The following is a 19,874-nucleotide window of genomic DNA, read 5'->3' as shown; positions in this document are numbered from 1 at the left end:
ATGAAGTTGCTGAAGGAGCGGGGGCTGACCTGGGGTGGTTTGTTTCGTTTGCTCGCCACCAATATCCGCGAAGGCGGCCTGCAGGTAACCCTGCGCAAGGCCCTGTCGCACCTGCGCTCCACTTCCCGTTTCAGTATCGATCGCTACACCCGCTGGTATGAACGTCACCAGCTGGGCGATGCCGGCGCTGCCCCTGCAGTCTTCCGCGGCCAGGGCGTGGTCATCATCGGCGCGCTGGATATTCCCCAGTGCAAGAAATACCGGGTGCTGCAGAAAGTCGAATACTTTACCGCGCGCGGCATTCCCTGCGCCTACGCGGAGTTCCGCGACCTGCATCGCGCCTTCAGCCTGATGCAACTGGCCTCGACGGTGATCTTCTACCGCATTCCACGGTGGGACGAGTGCGAGGCGCTGGTAGCGGAAGCGGAGCGGCTTGGCCTGTCCATGTATTACGACATCGACGACCCGATTTTCGACCGGGATTGCTACGCACAGAATCGCAACCTGGAGACCCTGAGCGCCCGGGAGCGCGATGGCCTGCTGGCGCAGATCCCCTCCTACGCGGCGATGATGCAGCGGGTGGGCAGGGTCATCGTCAGCACCCGGGCCATGCAGGCGCTGGCGCAGCAGCGCTTGCAGCTGCAGCAGGTGGTCCTGTGGCCCAACCTGGTCGACGGCGCGATGCTCAGTGTGTACGCCAGTCTTCCTCCCGCGCCGGTGCGCAGCGGCGACGCGGTCTGGCTGGGCTATTTCTCCGGCTCGCGGGCCCACGACCAGGATTTTGCCAGCATCGTGCCGGTGCTGGCGCGCCTGCTCGAACAGTTTCCGCAGCTGCACCTGCGCCTGGGCGGGTTCGTCAGTGCCCCGGAGGCGCTGCTGGCATTCGCTGACCGGGTAGTTACCTCGTCGTTCCAGAGTACCGCGGTGTACCTGGAAACCCTGCGCAGTATCGATATCAATCTGGTGCCCCTGCTGCGGGACGCCTTTAACGACTGCAAGAGCGCCATTCGCTACCTCGAGGCCAGCCTGTGCGGTGTGGTTACCGTGGCGGACCGTATCGGCCAGTTTGCCGACCTTGTCTCGCACGCTGAAACCGGCATGCTCTGTGACAGCGAGGCCGCCTGGCAACAGGCGCTGCAGCAGCTGATCGAGGACCCGGCCCTGCGCGACCGGCTCGCCCGGGCGGCGCAGCGGCAGGTGCTGGAGACCCAGTGCCTCGACGCGCCGGCGTGGTCGGGTCTTGCCGCCGAACTGGGAGTGGGGGTGGCCCATGGATAAGCGCCTGCTGGTGGTCAACCTGCACTTTGCCCCGCACCGCTTCGGTGGCGGCACGGTGGTGGCGGAGGCCTGTTCCCGCGACCTGCACCGGAACCACGGCTGGCAGGTGCTGGTGCTGACTACCATCCGCGACTTCAACATGCCGGAGTACTCCCTGCGCCGCTATCGCTTCGACGGCATGGACGTGGTCGCCGTGGTGGTGCACAGCGAACCCGATTACCTCGGGGACTACAGCAACCCGCGCTTCGACGCGGTGGTGCGGGATGTCCTCGCCGCCTATCGCCCGACGGTGTGCCATGCGCATGCGCTGCAGGGCCTGGGTGTCGGCTGGTTTCCGGCGCTGCGCGAGTACGGCTGCCGGCTGGCGGTCACCCTGCACGACTGCTGGTGGCTCTGCGACCGCCAGTTCATGATCAACTCCGACGGCCGCTACTGTAACCAGCAGCGCATCGACCGCGCCCAGTGCCAGTACTGCACCGCGTCGATTGGCGCGCTGCGCGAGCGCGACCGCCAGCTGCGCGATGCCCTGCAGTACGTGGACCGGCTGCTCTATCCCAGCGAGTTCCATCGCCGCCTGCACGTCGCCAGCGGTTTCCCGGAGGCGACCTCGCAGGTCAACGGCAACGGCATCTGCCTGCCCGGCGAGGGTTTTGACGCGCTGCGCCGCCGCAGCCGGGCCGGGGGCGGCAAAACCGTGTTCGGTTTCACCGGCGGGCCGGGCGAGATCAAGGGCGCCGCGCTGATGCTCAGCGCCTTTGAGCAGGCCGGGCTGGCCAATTACAGCCTGCGCGTCGTCGACGCGGCGCAGAACCTCGGCACCAGTTGGCGTTCCTCCAGCGACTGGCGGCGCGATGTCAAAGTGGACTTCGTTTCCGCCTACACCATGGAAACCATGGATACCTTTTTTGCCGGCATCGACGTACTGCTGTTTCCCTCCCAGTGGAAGGAGAGTTTCGGACTGACTGTCCGGGAGGCGCTGGCCAGGGATGTCTGGGTGATCGCGACCGACTGCGGCGCGCCGGTGGAAAATATCGTCGACGGGGAAAACGGGAGGCTGGTGCCCTTCGACAGCGGCCCGCGAGAGCTGGCCGCTGCGCTGGTCGAGGCCGCGGGGCGCGACTGGGCCGACTACCGCAACCCCTACAAGGGACAACTGCGCAGTTTCGCCAGCCAGTCCGCTGAACTTGATGAAATACTGCGGGGGTTACTGGAGTGACACTGACCAGGCCAAAGCTCTACCTGCATATCGGGCGCCCGAAAACCGGCTCTACTGCGTTGCAGCGCTTCCTCGCGGACAACGCCCCGCACCTGCAGCAGGCGGGCCTTTTGTACCCGCTGGCCGGGCGTTTCCAGCAGGCCTCCCACCTGTTCGCCTATGCCTGCCTGCCGCAGATGTGCACCGCGGCGGGGCTGCCGCGGCCCGATGCGGCCCTGCTCTGGCAGCAGCTTGAACGCGAGCGGGAGTCGAGCGGCGCCTCCGCGGTGGTGCTGTCCTCGGAGAACTTCTGGTTCGCCAGTCCGGCAGACCTGCCGGAGGATCTCGAGCAGCGCTACGATGTCCAGGTGATTGCCTATGTCCGCCGCCAGGACAATGTCATCGCCTCCAGTTTCTGCGAGGAGGCCAAGGCGGGGATCGTGGCGCTGGACAGCGATGTCGAACTGTACGCGCTGGATGGGGTGCGCCTGGGCCTGCTGGATTACCTCCAGGTTCTCGACGCCTGGGCGGCGCGGTTTGGCGACGAGCGAATCCATGTCCGGGTCTATGAGCAGGTCCAGGCGCGCGGTATCCAGGCCGATATCTGCGAGCTGCTGGGACTGGCTCCCGACAGCCTGGTCTTCGCCCCGCAGCCGGCGAACCCCAGCCTGCCCTATGACGCCCTGCGGCTGGCCGCCCACGCCGATCAATTTGCCCTTGGCAACATGCCGCGCAGGGCCTTCCTGCACGGACTCTCGGAGGCCGTCGAACACCTGCCCTACGATGCGGATTACGACGCGGGAGGGCTGTTTTCGGGGTCTCTGCGGGAGCGCATTCTCACGCGCTTTGGCGCCTCGAATGCGGAGGTGGCGCGGCGTTTCCGTCAGTCCCCGCGCGGCGAGTTGTTCCCGGGCCTGGTCGGAGAGCACCATGTGCATCCAGAGGATGCACTGGAACCGGAACGTATCGCCAAGTTGATGATCGGCCTGCTGATCAGCCAGGAGCGCAAGTGCCACCGGCTGGCGCAGCGGGTCAGCCGGCTGGAAAAACAACTGGAGAAACTGCTATCCGCAGTGGAGAAACCAGGGGACTGATGCATGGCGACCCGGGGGAGATAAGCCGCCCGCGCAGCGCACGGATTAAATAATATGCTGTTCAATTCCATCGAATTCATTTTTGTCTACCTGCCGCTGGTGTTCAGCGGCTTCCTGCTATGCCTGCGGCTGCTCGGCTACGGGGCCACGGTGTACCTGCTGGCGGCGCTGTCGCTGGCATTCTATGGCTACTGGAATCCCGCCTACCTGCTGCTGATTGGCGGCTCCATGCTGGCCAACTACCTGCTCGGACACTACCTCGCCCCGGTAAGGGAGCATCGCCATCGCTCGGCACTGCTGGCCTTTGGCGTCGTCTTCAACCTGCTGCTGCTGGGTTATTTCAAGTATTCGCAGATGCTGGTGGATGCAGCGGCCTATGTCGCCAGCCGCCAGGCGCCGGATCTCGATATCGTCCTGCCGCTGGCGATCTCGTTCTTTACCTTCCAGCAGATTGCCTACCTGGTCGATACCTACCAGGGTAAATTGCAGAGTATCGAGGGCACCCGGGCAGAGTACGCGCTGTTCGTCACTTTCTTCCCGCAACTGATCGCCGGCCCTATCGTGCACTACCGGCGTATCGTGCCCCAGTTCAGGAGTTCCTGGCTGGCGCCGTTTTCCTGGCATGAGTTTGCCATCGGCCTGTCCATCTTCCTGATCGGCCTGTTCAAGAAAGTTGCCATTGCCGACGGCCTCGGCGAGTACTCGATCCCCCTGTTCGAGCGCCTCGAGGACGGCTACACACTGACGTCCCCAGAGGCCTTCGGCGCACTGTTGTCCTATACCCTGGAGATCTATTTCGACTTTTCCGGCTACAGCGATATGGCGCTGGGGCTGGGCAGGATGTTTGGCATTCGCCTGCCGATCAATTTCTACTCGCCCTACAAGTCGACCTCGGTGCGCGAATACTGGCGGCGCTGGAACATCACCCTGAGCGCCTTTTTCCGCGACTATGTCTATATCCCGCTGGGCGGCAGCCGCAAGGGTGAGCTGCGCTCCAACCTCAATACCGTCATCGTGATGACGCTCAGCGGGCTCTGGCACGGCGCCGGCTGGAATTTCGTGGTCTGGGGCTTCCTGCACGGCTGTGTCATGGCGACCGAGCGGGTGCTGACCCCGGCCAAGGATGGGGTGTTCATGCAACTGGGGCGCTGGTGGATCGGCCGCCTGTTCACCCGTGTGCTCGGGCGCGTCTACCTGTTCGCCATGATCATGATGCTGTTTGCGGTGTTCCGCCTTACCACCCTGGACGACATGCTGCACATCTGGGGCGGGATCGTGCACCTGGACCTGTCCAGCGCGCGGGAACTGTTCGCCGCGTTCAGCGCGGAAAACCAGCGCCTGTGGGAACGCACCCTGCAGGGCCTGTCCACCAACCTCGACGACAACGTGGCCTGGGCAAACCTGCTGATCATCGCCTTCGCGGTGGTCCTGTTCATGCCCAACACCTACCAGATTTTCAATGTCGAGGAGGATAGCGACGAGAAAGTGCAGCGACTGACCTGGTGGAACGCCGCCATCGTCGGCCTGCTGGGTGCCTGGGCGGTGGTGGTCGTGCTTTCCTCGACCGCCAGGGAATTCATCTACTTTGCGTTCTGACCCTTGATCCTGCGACCACGCCAGTTCCTGTCACTCGCCGCCGCGGTATTTTTCGCGGTGGTGGTGGCGATTGGCGGATACCACTACCGCGCCGATCGCTGGGGAGTTTTCGCCGGGGATTTTCGCAGTTTCCATGAAAAAATCATCATCAACAAACTTTACCTGAAAGCGAAATACCTGCTGTCGACGACACACGACTACGACTGTTTCATGTTCGGCTCGTCGCGACTGGCCGCGGTCGACGCCCGGCATTTCGGGGACAGCTGCTACAACTTCACCCACTCCGCCGGCTTGTTGCCGGATCACCTGCGGGCCATCCGCCTGTTGCTGGACAGCGGTTTGCCGGTGCGGCGGGTGTACATCGCCATCGACGACCTGTCCTATAACGAGAACCCGGCGGATGGCGAGCGCCAGCGCATGCGCCGGGCCTACCCCGAGTCATGGCCGGATGCGCTGGGCTTCGCCAACCTCTACCTGATGCAGCCGCCATCGCTGACCGACCTGGCGCTGGTGACGCGGGAGCGGCCGAAAATTGATACCCCCCGCTTTATCGTCGACCCGAATCTGGATACCGATCGCATCCGCCGCCGCTACCAGAAGTACTATGACCACCCGGGCATGACGGACATTCGCTTTCGCCGGCTGGACGGGATGGGCGAGGGCAGCCACTATTACGGCGATGTCAGCCTCGCGGCCCTGCGCGAACTGTTGGCGCTGGCGCAAGAGCGGCACATCGACGTCCAGCTGTTTTTCATGCCGCTGCACTACAAGACTTACCTCAGCCGCAACTACGACTGGTTCTACCGCTTCAAGCGGGGTATCGCGGAACTCCAGCCCTTCCTCGATTTCAGTGGCCTGAACCCGGTTACCACCGACAACCGCTACTGGCGGGAAACCAGCCATTTTTCCGCGATGGTGGGGGACAGGATGGCCGCGGACCTCAATGGCGAGACAGCTCGGATGCCGCAACTGGGGCGGAAAGTCACACCTGCCACGCTGGATGCCGGCGAAGCGGCGCAGTTGCGCGTGGATGCGTCCTGGATGCCGCAACTGCTGCAACGCGAGGGAATGCTGGCGATCCCGCCGCGCCTGTTTACTTACTGGGACAAGCGGTCGCAACTGCAGGCGCGGGCGATTGCCCACCAGCCGCCCCTGGATCCACAGGCGGGCGATCCCCTCGAGCGGCGGGAAATACGCTTCGAGCGCGGTGATGACGGGCGGGCCCGCACCTCGGAACTCGGCCTGGAACTCCGGGCGGGGGAGTATTTTGTGCTGGAGTTCGAGCTCGATAGCGCGTTGCCGGAAAGCATGACCCTGCGCATGACCCGGGACAGGAAACTCTACGGCAGCGGCGAGCAGGTGCAGCAGGTGCCTGTCGCCGCCGGAAGCAGCCTGCTGCGCTACGCCGGTTACGCCTCCGTGGACAGGCCGCGCCTGCGCATCAACCTGGGCGGCGGCAACCTGGCCTACCACTGGCGCGCCCTGCGCCTGCTGCGACTGGATGCGCAACAGGGGCAGGCGCCGGCGGCTGCCGCAGACGCGACCGCGAACACCGGTGGAGGCCACCATGAATAGACGCCTGGGCACTGGCGGGTTCCTGCTCACCGCGTTGCTGGTAGCGGCAGCGCTGTTGCTCGCCACTGCCTGGTTCAACTACCGGGCGGATCGCTGGGGTATATTCGCCGCGGATTACCAGACCTTCAACGGCATGGCGCGGCCCAACCGGCACTGGCTCAAGACCCGCTTCCTGGCCACCACCGATAGCGACTACGACTGCCTGATCATGGGCTCGTCGCGGGTCGGCTCGCTGGACCCGCGGCGGGCGCCGGGGCATTGCTACAACTTCTGGCATTCCGGCGGGCTGCCCGCCAATCACCTGCAGGCACTGCGCACGCTGATCGACAGCGGCGTCACCCTGAAGCGGGTCTACCTCGGGCTGGACGACATCTCCTGGTTCTGGAACCCGGAGGATAACCGCAGTCACTACCTGCGCCGCGGTTACCCGGTCGACTGGCAGGACCGGTTTGCCGGTATGGTGTTTTACCTGTTTACGCCAATGACCCTCGACGACCTGGGCAATGCGCTCGGCAGCGTCCCGAAGCAGGTGCAGCCCGAGGTTATCCTCGACACAGCGAAGGACTGGGAGCGCATCGATGCGGAGTCCCGCGAGATGTTTGCGGCGCCCGTGGCCCAGGACAAGCGCTTCCGCGGCATCAATGCGACGCTCTCCGCGCGCATGAGTGGCTCCGGCTACCGTGGAGAGGCGGCCGCGGCAGAAGTTGCCGCCTTCCTCGAACTGGCCCGCGCCCACGGTATCGAGGTCACCCTGTTTTTCAACCCGCTGCACTACAAGACCTACCTCACCCGCGACTATCCCTACGTGCTGGACTTCAAGCGGCGTATCGCGGCGCTCCAGGGTTTCCATGATTTCACCGGTCTCAACCGCTACAGCAGCGACAACCGCTACTGGAAGGAGGCCAGCCACTACACCTCGCTGGTAGGCGAGACCATGCTCGATGTGATGGTCGATGGCGCGGCGCCCGCTGAAGGCTTTGGTGAATTCGTCACCAGCGCTACACTGGCCCGGCGTGAGGGGCAGCAACTGCAGCGCGATCTCGCTTACCTGCCGGAACTGCTGCGCAAGGAGGGGCTGTTGCAGGTACCGCTGCGCTTCTACGCGGCGTTGCAGCAGCGCGGGGCGCTGCTACGGGCGCCGGTCCGCCAGCCTTCGGATGTCGGCAATACCGCGCTGGTCGCCGGTGGCGCCATTCAGGTCGAGCGCGGCGACGCGGCCCGACTGCGCCGCCCCGGTATCTGGACCGGGTTGCCCGAGGGGAGCCTGTTTATCCTCAGGTACTCGCTGGAATCGGCGGAGCGCAGTCGCCTGCTGTTTAACCTGCGCTGGGGTCCCGATGGTTACGGGGGTGGCAACTGGCGTGACCTGCGGGTCATCATCCTGCCGGGGCTGAATGAGGGCTTCGTTGCGGGCTACGCCAGCCTGGCCAACCCGCCGCTGCGGGTTCACCTGGCGAACGGGGATGTGCACCAGCAGTGGCAGCCCCTGGAACTCGACCTCATCGACAGCGCTGCAGTGCAGACAAGCAGGACACCCTGACAGTGAAGTTTTCGACCTTTATCGACCGCCAGTGGATGCGTTTCAACAGCGCCAAGCGGGCGCAGATCCACGAGGCCTGCAAGGGCCCCAACCATCCGCTGTTCCTGGAAGACCGGGACGTGGCGATACTGTGGTCCGCCAAATCCGGCTGTACCTTTATCGTCAAATGGTTCCTGTTACAGCGCGGCGAACTGGAGCAGGCGCTGGCCTGGTCCAGCTGGATTCACGATTACCGCACCGGGGTCTACCGCAAGTCCGAGGCCTATGCCGCCGGGGTGCACCGGGCCGAGTTCGGCAAGATGCGCTACCTGCGCCTGGTGCGCGACCCCTTCTCCCGGGCTGTCAGCAGTTACCTGCATATGGTTCGCACGGTGGGCGACGAGGCCTTTCACCGCCCCTTCAACGAGTTCCTGGGGCGCGATATCGAGGAAGGCGAGGGCGTCTGCTTCAGCGAATTCTGTGAGTTCCTGCTCGCTACCGACGTCGCCCGCTGTGACGTCCACTACCGCCAGCAGGCGCACAACCTGGAAACCCGCGGCCTGGTCGATGTCGATCATGTCATTCACCTCGAAACCCTCGAGCAGGAACTGGCGCCGCTGGCGCGGCGCTACGGCCTGCTGCCGGCTTCGGTGAGCGAGCTGAGCGCGTCGCATCACAATACCCGGCGGCAGGACTGTGGGGACTATGTCGGCGACGTTCCCTTCAAGCGTACCGAAGCGGATACCTACCCCGATTACCGGGCGTTTTACAACGCGGAACTGCTGGAGAAAATTGCCGCGGTATACCGCGAGGATATCCAGCGCTATGGCTATCGTGTGCCTGCTATCGGCAGGGGAGGCTGGACATGAGCGACGTGAGCGATGAGCTGAAGCGCAATCTCGGCATCACCACGGTCGGTGACGCCGGCGTGCTGTCCAGCAGCGAGCGTACCTACGTGGTGCTCGGGGTAAGCCGCGGCGGCACCTCGGCGATAGCCGGCTGGCTGAACATCCTCGGCGTGCCCATGGGCCGCAGCGGCAAGCCGCCGCTGTTCGAGGACCTGCGTATGAATCGCGCGCTGGCCGCGGGCATCGAGGCGGCCGAGCAGCAGATCGCGGAGAACAACGCAGAACAGCCGGTCTGGGGATTCAAGGGCAATGCGATCCAGCAGCCTTACGGGGAAATTGCCCGGCGCCTGCGCAACCCGGTGTTCGTGGTGATATTCCGGGACCTGCTGGCGATCGCCAATCGGGCGCGGCTTTCCGCCAGCCGCGACGTCGGCTGGATTCTGCAGAAGCAGGCGCAGGAATACGCGCGCATCGCCGATTTTGTCGCCACCGGCGGCTACTACTCCGTGCTGCTGTCCTTCGAAAAACTCAACGCCTGCACGGAGGATGTGCTGGCGCAGTTTTCCGCAGCGCTGGCGCTGCCGATGGACGAGGCGGTGCGCGAGCGGGCGCTGCAGTTCATCCGCCCGGCGCCGGAGGATTACCTGCGCGTCAGCAAAGCGAAAAAACGCGACTGAACCCACGTGCCCACACATCCGCTCAAGTTGAAATTGCAGGCGCGCGCGCAATCGCTGCGGCATTCAATGGCCTTTGTCCTGAGCCGGCGCATCGACCTGTCCGGTTTTTTGCCCGGCGGGCCGGTGCAGGTGGAAAGTCATCACGACTGCCTGGAATTTGATGTCAGCGGTGTGCGCAGGGGCCTCTATTTCCTCAGCCTGAAGTATCGCAGCGCGCCGGCGTTGATGGGGCCGCGGGTGCGCCGCGTCACTCCCGGGGGAGAGAGCGATGCCGAGGTATTCCTGTTCGAGAATGCCGCGGCCGACGAGGTGTTCGGTACGGTATTGCTCGACGCGGACACCGATAGCCTGCGTTTCTACCCCAGCCGCCTGGCCAGTGCTGTCGACGTCGAGCGCGTCACTATCCGGCCGATCACCGAGTTCGCGCGCAAGCGCATTTACGGCGTGCCCTACGTCCGCTTCAAGGTGTTTGGCGCCGGCTGGTTTTTCCGGGATATCGCCGGACAGCTGTTGCGCGGGATCAAAACGCTGTGGCGGCGCCCGACATCCCGGGGTTATGCGGACTGGTGGGAAATCCATGGCCGCTGCAGTGATGCCGAGTTGCAGCAGCAGCGGGAGTCCGCCCCACGCTTCGCCCTGCAGCCGCTGGTTTCCATTGTCCTGCCCACCTTCCGGCCAGACATGAAGCTCTTCACCCGGGCCGTGGAATCGGTGCGCGGCCAGAGTTACGGTAACTGGCAACTGTGCATCTGCGACGACGCCAGCGACAGCCAGGTATTGAGCGACTACCTCGCGCAACTGGCGGCATCGGACCCGCGAATCGACTGCGTCACCCGGGCGCAGAATGGCCATATCAGCGCCGCCAGCAATACTGCCCTGGCGCTGGCGCGCGGCGAGTTTGTCGGCTTTCTCGACCACGATGACAGCCTCGCCCCGAATGCATTGTATGAGTACGTCGAGGCGCTCAACCGGGCGCCGGCAACGACCCTGCTGTACAGCGACGAGGATGTCGTCGACCAGGACGGCCGGCCCCTGAACGGTCATTTCAAGCCCGACTGGAATTTCGACCTGCTGCGCGCGATCAACTATGTCTGTCACTTCCTGGTGGTGAAGCGTGACCTGTTGCAGGCTGTCGGCGGCCTGCGCGAGGGGTTCGAAGGCGCGCAGGACCACGACCTGCTGCTGCGCCTTGCCGAGCACTGCAGCAGGGAGCACATCGTGCATATACCCCGGGTGCTCTATCACTGGTGTGCCGCCGAGGGCTCAACCGCCCAGACCACGGAGAACAAACCCTACGCAGCGCAGGCGGGCCTGCGGGCGCTGGCCGGGCATATCGAGCGGCTGCAACTTGCCGCCGACGCCGAACCCTCGGAAATCTCCACCGCCTACCGGGTGCACTACCGGCTGCCCGACCCGCCGCCGTCGGTGTCGATCATCATCCCCACGCGCAACGACCTGCGCGTACTGGGCAATTGCCTGCGCAGCCTGCGGGAGGTGACAGCCTATTCCCGCTTCGAAGTCGTCGTGGTGGACAATAACAGCGACGACCCGCAGACCCTGGGTTTCCTGCAGTCGGAGGAAACGGCGGGCCGGCTGCGTGTACTGCGTTACCCCGGGGCGTTCAATTTCTCGGCATTGAACAATTTCGCGGTGGCGCAATGCGACAGCGATGTCGTGGTCATGCTCAACAACGATACCGAGGTGCTGAACCCGGACTGGCTGGCGGAGCTGGTCAGCCAGGCCATGCGGCCGGGCGTCGGCGCGGTCGGCGCCAAGCTGCTGTTCGCCAACGACCGCATCCAGCACGCCGGGGTAGTGCTGGGACTGGGCGGCGACGGTATCGCCGGCCACGCCTTCAAGGGCCGGCATCGCAACGAGGTGGGCTCACTGGCGCGAACCCGCCTGGTGCAGGAGTACAACGCCGTGACCGGCGCGTGCCTCGCCGTGCGGCGCGAGCGCTACCTGGAGGTCGGCGGGCTGGACGAGGCGAACCTGGCGGTTGCCTACAACGACGTGGATTTCTGCCTGCGCCTGCGCGAGCGCGGCTATGTGAACCTGTGGACGCCCTACGCCCAGCTGTATCACTTCCAGTCCTACTCGCGGGGCGTGGATTCCTCGGAGCAGAACATCCAGCGCTACACCCGCGAGGCGCAATACATGCGCCGGCGCTGGGGGCAGCGCCTGGTCGCGGACGAGTACTACAACCCCAACCTGAGCCGCGGCCTGCGCAGTTTCGAGCTGGACTGGCCGCAGTAAAACCGCTCAGCCGGCGCGTTCTTGCGGGTGATTCTCGATCACCACGATGCTGTCGTAGCAGTGTACGGAGGCCGCGTTGCGGCAAAATTCCGGCAGCACGCCCGCCGGGGGAGTGCCGGCGCCGAGCGCCGCGATATGGCTTTTCATGTACTCGATAAAGCTATCGGGCCGCCGGTAACCGCCGCCGAAACGCGGCCAGTAGGAGCTGTGCGTGTCCTCGCACAGGTACAGTCCGCCGGGGGCCAGGGAGGGGTAGAGTTCCTCGAAGGTGTTGCGCTGCTGCAGCATGGTGTGGCCGCCGTCGTCGATGATGATGTCGGGGGCGGGGATCGAGTGGCGCAGGTCACGCAGGAATGCGCGGTCCTCCTGGTCGCCGATAAAAATCTCGATCTGCGCCTCTTCGAAGGCCTTGCTGCGTTGGTGAATATCCACCCCGTAGATGCGCGCCTCCGGGCCGAAGTAGTGCTTCCACATCTGCAGCGAGCCGCCGTGGCACACGCCGATTTCCAGCACCCGGGGAGCGCGCCCGCGAAAGCGGGAAAAATGGCGCTCGTAGACTGCCCAGTAATTATCCCACTTGGTGATCAGCTTGCCGGGGTTGTTATGGAAATAGCGTTCGAGGTCGTTCATCGGGGCTATCCTGGCTGTGTACATGGTGCAATGGGCCGCTCGGGCTTTGCCGGATTCAAAATTGCGCCTCACCGGTAAAGACCATCTGTGGCTTCTGCCGGTCCTCCCGCTCGATGACAAACAGGCCCGGGTAGGCGTGCACGGCTTTTACCGTGCGGGTGAGTTCGGTGACGGCGAATTCCTCGGGCTGTTTACCCCGCTTGTGGAAAGCATGCATATCGTCCAGCAGGCCGGTAAAGAAGGCGCTGAGCCTGGCGCGTTCAGTTTCGCCCTGCAGCGCACTTGTGCCGAGGTAGAGTCCGTTGGCCTCGAGACCGGGAAAGAGCCGGTTGAAGGTGGCGATCTTTTCCCCGGCGGAACAATTGCGCCCGTCGATGACCAGTCGCAGCGTCCCGCCGCCCGCTGCATCGCCCGGCGTTGATACGGGTTCGCTCGCGGTCGTTATCTGCGTCTGCTCCCCCAGGAAATCCTCCCATGCGGCTTTGGCCTCCGCTGCTTCCAGGCCCAGCAGCAGTGCCTGCCCCGGCGCAGCGTTCGCCTTGAAATCCAGTAGCGCCAGGCAGTCGGGCCGGGGAAAACGGTCATGCGGCAGTGTCATTCGGGTGGCTCCGCGTGTCATTGGGGAAAGTTGAAGTGCCGCCCTTGCCCTCGACCGCGCGCGCAAGCTGTTTGCCGAGCCGGATCGAGGGTTGCTCGATGGCGCGGTTGAACAGGTAGGCGACGGGCAGGGTGGCGAGTGTGGTCGCCAGCATGCCCAGCCAGAAACTCGCGTCAGCCGTACATCCCAGTGTATTCAGGAAGCGAATGAACGCCTGCGAAAAGGTGAGGATGACGGCCAGGTGCAGCAGGTAGAGCGAGTAGGAAATCCGGCCTAGGAACCTGAAGGGGCGCAGCGACAGCACCGCCTGGGCGCGCGCATTGGCGAGCACCAGCACCAGCAGGGTGGCAGCCCCCAGACCCGTTATCAGCACCATCAGCGGTTTGGGCAGTGCCGGCAGCAGCCAGTCGGGGGCAAAGCGGTTGCCGTAAAGCACCAGCCCGACCAGCAGTGCGCAGGACTGCCGCAGCGGGCGCCGGTTGAGCGCCGCGCACAGCTCTGGCTGGTGTCGCGCGACCAGGATACCGAGCACGAAATGTGAGAGGTAGATGTACACGTCGAGGGCGACGATGGCGATCGCCGTGAACGCGACGAGCCAGGCTGAACTGCGGTTGACCACCAGCAGCATGCAGGGCAACAGCAGGGACATGCCCATTTCAATGCGCAGGGTCCACGCCTGTGGGACCAGGGGGAAGTGGGTGTCCGGGAGTACCATGACCAGAGCCCTGAGGTACTCCGCCAGCGGGGCGTGGAACTTTGCGTCGGACCAGTGGCGCTGGCCCCAGTGGGTGAGCGCCGGCTGGTTGTCGGCCTGGACCGTGTAGACCCAGGCGCACAGCAGGTAACTGAGCAGCAGCGCCGCGGCAAACGGCGGGACAATCCGGCAGACACGCCTGATCCAGAACCCGCCGATGCGGAAGTCACGGAACCTCGCGTGCCCGGTCTGGCCCAGCGACAGCACATAGCCGCTGAGGACGAAAAACATCACCACCGCGGCGTAGCCATCGAGGAACAGGGCGCTGGGGATGGTCATCAGGGGCTTCAGCCGGGACGGGCCGAAGGCGAAGAAATAGTGGCTCCACAGCACTGCCAGCGCCGCGACGCCGCGTATGGCGTCGAGGTACTCCAGGCGCTGCGGGCTGGCCTTCACCGGGTTACTGGTCACGGCAGGTCAACTGTTGCGGCGCCGCGTCGCCAGGGCCCGCCAGTGAAACAGCAGGCGATTGGCGCCGCTGTAGGCCGGGCGGGGCATGTCGCGAATTTCACCCTTGACCCGCAGGCGCAGGGCGGGGGAGGGCAGCAGCCCCAGTTCCTGCAGGTCGAAGCTGAACCCGCAGTCCAGGTTGCCCGGCTGGCCGCCGCCGGGGCGATCCGCGCTGGTGCGGGCGATCTCCCGTTCGCCCTGGTAGAGAATGACCTGCGGCGGGCGGTTCATGGATTTGTTGACGAAGCGGGCCCACCCGGCAATACAGCGGGCGTCAAAGCGCTGCCATTCGCCTTCCGTGCGTTCTGCGCGGGAGACCTCCAGGTAGTGCCGGGGGCTCGGTTCCACGAAGCGGATGGCGGCCTGCATGGCTGTCTCGTCCACGCGCAGTCCCAGGGTCCCGACGAGGTTGGCCAGCAATCCGGCCGGGTCCTGAAGCAGTTTTTCATAGGAAATGAATACGGCGCAGGCGCCATGGGTTTCGACGAAGTCGATGATCCCCTGGTATTTGGCGAGGATCTGCTGCAGCTTCTTCAGGTAGTTGCCCTTGAGGCGACCGGAAATCATGCCGCGGCTGGCGGTCGCCACCGGGTCGCGGGAAATGACCAGGTAGACCGGATTGCGAAACAGCGCGTGGTACTCGCTGACAAAATGCGTGAACCCGGGCCGTTTGTAGGCCCAGACACGATGCTGTGCGTTGTAGTCGGCGATTTCCCGCGCGGCTTCCTCGCGTTGGCCGGACTCCATGGCGCGGGCCAGGACCAGTCCCTCGTACACCGGCGGCTTGGCGCCTTTGCCCATGTACAGGCCCAGTTCAGCGAGTGCGCCGGCCAGTGCCGAGGTCCCGCCGCGCGGCGCGCCGAGCACCAGCAGGGTCATTTCCACATCGGCCCCCTGCAGCAGGTCGCCGTTGACGACCTGCAGGCCGGGGTTCTGCAATACCTCGTATTCCCCGGTCATGGCTGGCCGGAGGTCCGTTGGCACGGGGACAGGTGAAGGTCGGGGAGAACTGGTAAAGGCATCTGCTGGTCAGGTTTTCGGGGTCAGGCCCAGTGAGCGGGTAAAGTCGTCATCGCGCAGGATCCTCGCCATGACCTCGCGGTGCAAACGCTGGTTCTTGCGCCGCATGTACCAGTACATGTGCTTGCGCAGCAGCTGGCGCAGCCAGCGGGTGCTGCGGCGTCCCTGCAGGCGCTCGATCAGGCGGGCCAGGCTCGCCGAATAGCCGTCGATGCCGCAGTGCGCATCGCGGCGGCAGAGCTTGTCGCGAAAGCCGGCGCCGTGGTGGTAGACGCGATCGCCGTAGATGCCGAAGAACAGCGGGTGCAGTTCCCGCCGGTTGCTGCGCAGCAGGGGCTCCCAGGCATACTGGCCGCGATCGAGCAGCCCATAGAGTTCGCCGCCCACATCCGTGCCCATCTGGCCGTCGATACGCTGCCATTTGTAGCCGGGTTTCCAGGTGCCGCCGACCTGCTGCCAGAAGCCGACCGTGGTGATGCAGAAGCAGGGGTGGGGCTGCTGGTCGCCGAAATTCTCCTCGCGCTTGACCGCGATCAGCGGGTACCGGGCGAGGTGCGGGAACAGCGAGTCGAGTTCGGCGATGGGGAAAGCGTCGCCGTCGATAAATATCAGCAGGTCCTGTGGCTCGGCCCGGGCGGCAATCTGTTCGGCGAGGAAGTCGAGTTTCTGGTCGTGGGAGAGGTCGTCGTTGTAAAAAACCCGGTCAAACAGTCCGGCCAGGGCATCGCTGACGCCGTCCATGAATGCGTAGAGCTGGAGGTCGGCATCGATGAATTGCCGCAGCTTGCGAACCTGCAGTCCGGCCCAGTCGTCGGAATGCCAATGCACTGTTGCCACGAAGGCCCTGCGCTTTTCCAAGTGAAACGTACCCGGTGAGCAAGTTATTTTGTCGGAGGGGCAGGCCTTGCACAGGCGCTGACGGTACGCGGGCTATGATATAGTATTCGCCTGTTTTGGCAACCGACCGGCCCGTTCAGACGCACACGCAGTACCGGCAGAAAACACGACAAGAATTATTCTATGCAGCTATCCCGTCTGACCTCCGCGCTACGTCGCGGCCTCCAGCACCTCACCCTGCCGCGAACCTCCCTCAACGACCAGTTGCGCGGCGAGCCCTACCGGATCGACGGCGGCGCCAGCTGCATTCGCTTCGATGTCAGCGCCCTGGACCGCGGTCTGTACTACCTGAGTCTCGAGTACGACAGCGACTGCATCCTGGCCGGCCCGCGGCTTACCGCTGCGCGGCCCGCCTTTGAAACCCCAGACCATATTTTCACATTCGTGCGCCGTGACCAGCGCGAGTTCTTCGGCACTGTACTGATCGTCGACGACATCGAGGCAATCGTTTTCTACCCCAGCCGCCTGCCCTGTGAAGTCAGTATTCGCAGTGTTTCCTTGCGCCGCATCAATACCTTTGCCCGCGAGTATATCTACGGCGAACAGTACGTGCGCCTGAAGCTGTTCGGCGCCAGCTGGACCTGGGACCGTATCCGGGAGGACTCCGCGCGGGCGCTGTCGCGCTGGCTCAGGGGCGGTACCGACGACAGCTATGCCACCTGGTGGAAGCTTTACGGCGAGCCCGATGCGGCGACGCTGCAGGCGCAGCGGACTGAGCTGGAGAGCTGGAGTGCAGGGGAGAAGCCGCTGTTTTCGATCGTCCTGCCGGTTTACCAGTCACGGCTCGAGTACCTGCGGCAGGCGGTGGACTCGGTGCGCGGCCAGTCCTATCCCGGCTGGGAGCTGTGTATCTGTGACGATGGATCGGGTGATGCCGCACTTGGCCGGTATCTCGACGGCCTGTGCGAACAGGAACCGCGCATCAAACTGGTGGTGCATCCCCACAACCGGCATATCAGCGCCGCGAGTAACAGCGCGCTGGCGCTGGCCACAGGGGAATTCGTGGCTTTTCTCGATCACGACGACGCGCTGAGCCCGGATGCGCTGTTTCGCGTCGCCGAGGCGCTGCGGCGGCAGCCGCAAACCGATATCCTGTATTCCGACGAGGACGTCGTCGACCCCGACGGGAAGCCGCTGGCCCCGCATTTCAAGCCGGACTGGAATTTCGACCTGCTGCGCTCGATCAACTACGCCTGCCATTTCCTGGTGGTGCGGCGCGCTCTGCTCAGTGCTGTCGGCGGCCTGCGCGAAGGCTTCGAGGGCGCGCAGGATTTCGACCTGGTCCTGCGGTTGACCGAAAACCTGCCCGCCGCGCGCATCGCGCACCTGCCGCGGGTGCTCTACCACTGGCGCGCGGTGGAGGGCTCCACCGCCAGCGACAGCGCCGCCAAACCCTACGCGGAGCAGGCCGGCCTGCGCGCGCTGGCGGATCACGTCGCGCGCTGCGGGCTCCCGGCCACAGCGCTGCCCTCGGAAATACCCACTGCCTATCGCCTGCGTTTCGACCTGCCGGACCCGGTGCCGACGGTGTCGATCATCATCCCCACCCACAACCAGCTGCGCTTGCTGCGGCACTGTATCGACAGCCTGCTGGCGCGCACGGACTATCCCGCCTACGAGGTGGTAGTGGTGGATAACCGCTCGGACGACGCGGATACCCTCGCCTATCTCGCGACCCTGCCCGGGCGCGGGCTGCGCGTTTTACGCTACGACAAGCCCTTCAATTTTTCCGCCATCAACAATTTCGCGGTGGCGCAGTGTGACAGCGACATGCTGGTGCTGCTCAACAACGACACCGAAGTCTGCAATGGCGACTGGCTGCGGGAGATGATCGCGCAGGCCTCCAGGCCGGGCATCGGCGCCGTCGGCGCAAAACTGTTCTACGCCGAGGACCGCATCCAGCATGCCGGCGTCCTGCTCGGCGTCGGCCTCGACCGGGTGGCGGCTCATGCCTTCAAGGGGGCGCACAAGGACGAGGTGGGCATGCTGGCGCGCACCCGCCTGTTGCAGGCCTATCACGCGGTGACCGGCGCCTGTCTCGCGGTGGCCCGGGACAAGTACCTGGAGGTCGGTGGCCTCGACGAGGAACACCTCACCGTCGCCTTCAATGACGTGGATTTCTGCCTGCGGCTGGAGGAAAAAGGCTATACCAACCTGTGGACGCCCTACGCCCAGCTCTACCACTTCGAATCCTATTCGCGCGGCTATGACAACAGCGGTGAGAAACGCGAACGCTTCGTCCGCGAGCGGGATTACCTGAAGGCGCGCTGGCCGGGGAGTTTCGACAGGGACAACTACTACAATCCCAACCTGAGCCTGGATTTCGACAATTTCAGCCTGGCCTGGCCGCCGCGGGAAGGCTAGCCGCGGGCTCAGGCGGCGCGGGGCAGCAGCGCGCTGATGGCGTCCCAGTTGTTGTCCACCAGGGAAAAATAGGTGTCGCGTTCGCTGGGGATATCGCTGTAGGGCAGTTCCCGGTACTGGTCGATGATGGCTGCCAGATTGTCGCGCAGGTGGCTGGACGCCGGGTCCAGTCCGGTTACCAGGGCCAGGCCGCAGGGCCGGCAGGGGATCACCCGAACTTGCAGGTCGGGGCGCTCGCGCAGCAGGCAGGGGACGATTTTCCAGACATCCCCGGACCAGAAATTGGTTTCCCGCTCGCGCCGGGCGGTCAGTTCCGACACCGGAAAGCAGTCGTGGATCAACACCACGGTAGCGGGGTTGGCGAAACGCTCGATGTTGACGAAATCCTTCAGGGCTTGTTCGAAGAGATGCAGGCCGTCGATAAACGCCAGGTCGAGCCGCTCGCTGCGCAGTTCCTCGAACAGGTCGTAGCGCTCGAAGAAGTGGTCGCTGGTGCAGGGAAACAGGCGCGCCCGGGCTGCGATGTCGGCCTCGATGCGGAACGCAGGGTCGATGCCGACCGCATTGGTCTGTGCGCCGGCCAGCGCCATGGACATGCCCTTGCTGACGCCGATTTCCACGTAGGTTTGCGGTTGCAGTTGTGCGTGCAGGCGGCGCAGGACCTGCTTGTAGCCGGCGCCGGGCATCATCGCCTGGGCCATGGCGCCGATACACTCGGGATTGGCGGGCTCGGCTGCCAGCGCCTGTGCCGCGAGTGGGGCGGCTTCGCTGAAGCGCTCTTCAACGATCAGTGACTGTGCCTGTTGCAGCAGTGCGCTGGTTTCGGCGTTCAGTGGGTGTGCGTCGTTCATTGCCGGGGTGTCCGCTTGGCCTGTTTCTGCAGGATCTTTCCTTCCAGACCCAGCGGGCGATTTTAGCCCGGAAATTTGCCTGCTTACCAGCGAGATACCATATAGGTAATGCTCCGGGATGGCTCCTGGTGAGCGGGACGGCCCGCCGAGCGCGAACCGGCATTTCCCTGCTGGAACACGTCAAAAAGCGCACATCCATGTGCAGACTCGGGTGGCGACATCCATGTCGCCACACGGTTCCAGCAGGGAAATGCCGATTCACACTCTACCTG

General features: G+C 64.6%; 16 protein-coding genes. 10 read left to right on the top strand and 6 right to left on the bottom strand.

The genetic code is table 11. The features are described 5' to 3' along the window. Genes ACNKU3_RS19695 through ACNKU3_RS19655 form a run of 9 tightly spaced genes read left to right on the top strand, consistent with a single transcriptional unit; the run spans position 1 to position 12,038 of the window. Positions 1–1,278, top strand: coding sequence for a glycosyltransferase family protein (locus tag ACNKU3_RS19695; protein ID WP_418261279.1), 1,278 nt, complete (start codon positions 1–3; stop codon positions 1,276–1,278). Continuing rightward, the gene (locus tag ACNKU3_RS19690; protein ID WP_418261278.1) at positions 1,271–2,494 is read left to right on the top strand and encodes a glycosyltransferase family 4 protein; all 1,224 of its coding nucleotides are present in this window, start codon (positions 1,271–1,273) and stop codon (positions 2,492–2,494) included. Before ACNKU3_RS19695 ends, ACNKU3_RS19690 begins: the two co-directional genes overlap by 8 nt. After that, positions 2,491–3,567 (top strand): hypothetical protein, encoded by a 1,077-nt coding sequence (locus tag ACNKU3_RS19685; RefSeq protein WP_418261277.1) that lies wholly within the window; start codon positions 2,491–2,493, stop codon positions 3,565–3,567. The genes ACNKU3_RS19690 and ACNKU3_RS19685 overlap by 4 nt, the downstream gene beginning before the upstream one ends. A gap of 54 nt (positions 3,568–3,621) precedes the next feature. Beyond that, entirely contained in the window at positions 3,622–5,163 is a 1,542-nt protein-coding gene (locus ACNKU3_RS19680) for an MBOAT family O-acyltransferase (protein WP_418261276.1), read from the top strand. A 3-nt stretch (positions 5,164–5,166) separates the two neighbouring features. Next, entirely contained in the window at positions 5,167–6,738 is a 1,572-nt protein-coding gene (locus tag ACNKU3_RS19675) for a hypothetical protein (protein ID WP_418261275.1), read from the top strand. Beyond that, positions 6,731–8,278 carry a hypothetical protein gene (locus tag ACNKU3_RS19670; RefSeq protein ID WP_418261274.1) on the top strand — a complete coding sequence of 516 codons (1,548 nt, stop codon included), beginning with the start codon at positions 6,731–6,733 and terminating at the stop codon, positions 8,276–8,278. The genes ACNKU3_RS19675 and ACNKU3_RS19670 overlap by 8 nt, the downstream gene beginning before the upstream one ends. A 2-nt stretch (positions 8,279–8,280) precedes the next feature. Beyond that, positions 8,281–9,126, top strand: a complete 846-nt coding sequence (locus tag ACNKU3_RS19665; RefSeq protein ID WP_418261273.1) for a sulfotransferase family 2 domain-containing protein — start codon at positions 8,281–8,283, stop codon at positions 9,124–9,126. Next, on the top strand, positions 9,123–9,782 hold the full coding sequence (locus tag ACNKU3_RS19660) for a hypothetical protein (protein ID WP_418261272.1): 660 nt from the start codon (positions 9,123–9,125) through the stop codon (positions 9,780–9,782). Before ACNKU3_RS19665 ends, ACNKU3_RS19660 begins: the two co-directional genes overlap by 4 nt. Before the next feature lie 6 nt (positions 9,783–9,788). Next, on the top strand, positions 9,789–12,038 hold the full coding sequence (locus ACNKU3_RS19655; protein WP_418261271.1) for a glycosyltransferase family 2 protein: 2,250 nt from the start codon (positions 9,789–9,791) through the stop codon (positions 12,036–12,038). Positions 12,039–12,044: 6 nt separating this feature from the next. On the opposite strand, the gene ACNKU3_RS19650 is transcribed toward ACNKU3_RS19655, so the two are convergent. The 5 genes from ACNKU3_RS19650 to ACNKU3_RS19630 all read right to left on the bottom strand — a co-directional run bounded on the left by ACNKU3_RS19650 (position 12,045) and on the right by ACNKU3_RS19630 (position 16,327). Continuing rightward, positions 12,045–12,668 carry a class I SAM-dependent methyltransferase gene (locus ACNKU3_RS19650; RefSeq protein WP_418261270.1) on the bottom strand — a complete coding sequence of 208 codons (624 nt, stop codon included), beginning with the start codon at positions 12,666–12,668 and terminating at the stop codon, positions 12,045–12,047. A gap of 55 nt (positions 12,669–12,723) precedes the next feature. Further along, complete coding sequence (locus ACNKU3_RS19645) at positions 12,724–13,266, bottom strand: hypothetical protein (RefSeq protein ID WP_418261269.1); 543 nt, start codon at positions 13,264–13,266, stop codon at positions 12,724–12,726. Beyond that, the gene (locus tag ACNKU3_RS19640; RefSeq protein WP_418261268.1) at positions 13,250–14,431 is read right to left on the bottom strand and encodes an acyltransferase family protein; all 1,182 of its coding nucleotides are present in this window, start codon (positions 14,429–14,431) and stop codon (positions 13,250–13,252) included. The genes ACNKU3_RS19645 and ACNKU3_RS19640 overlap by 17 nt, the downstream gene beginning before the upstream one ends. 6 nt (positions 14,432–14,437) lie before the next feature. Continuing rightward, a complete protein-coding gene (locus ACNKU3_RS19635) occupies positions 14,438–15,430 on the bottom strand; it encodes a sulfotransferase (RefSeq protein WP_418261267.1) in 993 nt (330 codons plus the stop codon). Positions 15,431–15,499: 69 nt separating this feature from the next. Beyond that, positions 15,500–16,327: a hypothetical protein gene (locus ACNKU3_RS19630; protein WP_418261266.1), complete on the bottom strand. Its 828-nt coding sequence runs from the start codon at positions 16,325–16,327 to the stop codon at positions 15,500–15,502. A 183-nt stretch (positions 16,328–16,510) separates the two neighbouring features. Between ACNKU3_RS19630 and ACNKU3_RS19625 the strand changes: the two genes are divergently transcribed. Next, positions 16,511–18,751 carry a glycosyltransferase family 2 protein gene (locus tag ACNKU3_RS19625; RefSeq protein WP_418261265.1) on the top strand — a complete coding sequence of 747 codons (2,241 nt, stop codon included), beginning with the start codon at positions 16,511–16,513 and terminating at the stop codon, positions 18,749–18,751. 8 nt (positions 18,752–18,759) lie between these two features. Here the strand turns inward: ACNKU3_RS19625 and ACNKU3_RS19620 are convergent, their stop codons facing one another. Beyond that, complete coding sequence (locus tag ACNKU3_RS19620; protein WP_418261264.1) at positions 18,760–19,602, bottom strand: class I SAM-dependent methyltransferase; 843 nt, start codon at positions 19,600–19,602, stop codon at positions 18,760–18,762. Positions 19,603–19,874 lie beyond the last annotated feature (272 nt).

Origin of the sequence: Haliea sp. E17 (assembly GCF_048323675.1) — a bacterium.
Taxonomy (GTDB): Bacteria; Pseudomonadota; Gammaproteobacteria; order Pseudomonadales; family Halieaceae; genus Mangrovimicrobium.
Note: the sequence above shows the minus strand (reverse complement) of the source record. Positions and strands in the feature narration are given on the sequence as shown.